This is a genomic window from Sphingomonas sp. 3P27F8 (assembly GCF_005502745.1).
GTDB lineage: Bacteria > Pseudomonadota > Alphaproteobacteria > Sphingomonadales > Sphingomonadaceae > Sphingomonas.
Map to the genome: position 1 here is coordinate 1 of NZ_SCNL01000040.1, position 1,510 is coordinate 1,510.

The following is a 1,510-nucleotide window of genomic DNA, read 5'->3' on the forward strand; positions in this document are numbered from 1 at the left end:
TCGAGACTGTTGAAAAAGGCCTGCGCGAAATCGGCGTGGCGGATGGCTGGCGATGCCGGACACCGAATGATGCGCCGCGTATCAGGCCGGCGCGGCTTGCCGGGCGAGCAGCTGAAGGTTGTATGCCGCGGCGGCCATGGTGAACTCCTCGGCGGCTCCTACCAGGCCCCGCAGCTTGAGCGTTCGTAGCCCCAGGTTGCGTTTCAGGTGGCCGAACACGCGCTCGATCCGCTGTCTTCGACGACGTGCGTGCACATAGGCGTCGGTGCCGGCAAGGGCGCGCACGGTATCGCGGGCTTCCTCGTTGACAAGCCGGGTGACACCCCGCTTCGGACCGATGGTGCATTGCGGCTTCAGCTCGCAGGCGGCGCAATCGGCCGGCCGGCTTCGGTAGACGCGCACCTGCTTGGTCCGGTTGGTGCCGCAATAGCCGAGCAGCTTGTCCGCCGGACAGCGGTAGGCATCCACTTCCCGGTCGTAGCGGAAGGCATCCCGGGTGAAGAAGGCGTCCCGCTGGCGGGTCCGGTCGATGACCGGGATGTATGGCGTTATGTTCCGGTCGATCAGCCAACCGAGCAGCGGACCGCTACCATAAGCCTTGTCGGCCGAGAGACTGGCGGGTTCGATGCCCAGCCTGATGCCGGCGCGTGACACCAGTGTCCGGGTCGCCGCCACCTCGGCTGCGAAGCGGGCAGGCGTCGCCTCCACGTCGAGGATGCAGTCGGTGTCGAGGTCGAGCAGGGGGTTGATGGCGTATGCGTAGCGCGCCGGTCCGTGCTTGCAGGTGAGCGCCGCCTGCGGGTCGGTCGGCGAGATGCTGGTCGGATCGACGGACACAGGTTCATCGGGATTTGGCGGCAACGCGGCATCGAGCGCCGCCAGATATTCGGCGACGGGTCGCGATATGCTTTCCCCGGCACGGAGCTCGTCTGCGGCGTCGGCCCCCTTCAGCCTCTTCTCGCGACTGGCGTCGGCCATGATCGTGCTGCCGTCCACCGCCAAGTCGCGCCCCGCTACCAGTCCGGCCGCGGCGCACCGCGCGACTACCTGCTCGAACAGCAGACGATGTAGGTCGCAGGCGCGGAAGCGGCCGTGCCGGTTCTTGGAGAAAGTCGAATGGTCGGGTACCCGGTCAGCCAGATCGAGCCGGCAGAACCAACGATAGGCGAGATTGAGGTGCACCTCCTCGCACAGGCGGCGTTCCGAGCGAATGCCGAACAGGTAGCCGATCAACAGCATCCTGAGCATCAGTTCCGGATCGATCGAGGGCCGCCCGCTCGTGCTATAGCTCGCCGCCAGCGCCTCGCGCACGAAGCCGAAGTCGAGCAGCCCGTCGATGCGTCGGAGCAGGTGGCCGGCCGGCACATGGTCGTCGAGCTGGAACCCGTAGAACAGTGCGCCCTGTGCCACCTGCCGACCCATCATGTCCGTGACCCCCTGCCGCCTTGCAGGAGTGAATCACGCCCTCGTCACCATCGCAAGCAGCCATTTTTCAACAGTCTCGTTCGGT

1 protein-coding gene is annotated in these 1,510 nt (G+C 66.4%); it reads right to left on the minus strand.

The features are described from left to right. Nucleotides 1–81: 81 nt before the first annotated feature. Nucleotides 82–1,425, minus strand: a complete 1,344-nt coding sequence (locus FFS35_RS19810; protein WP_137788478.1) for an IS1182 family transposase — start codon at nucleotides 1,423–1,425, stop codon at nucleotides 82–84. Nucleotides 1,426–1,510 lie beyond the last annotated feature (85 nt).

Coding starts and splice junctions, on each gene's coding strand:
- FFS35_RS19810 (WP_137788478.1), bottom strand. CDS start 1,425: ATGATGGGTCGGCAGGTGGCACAGGGCGCACTGTTCTACGGGTTCCAG.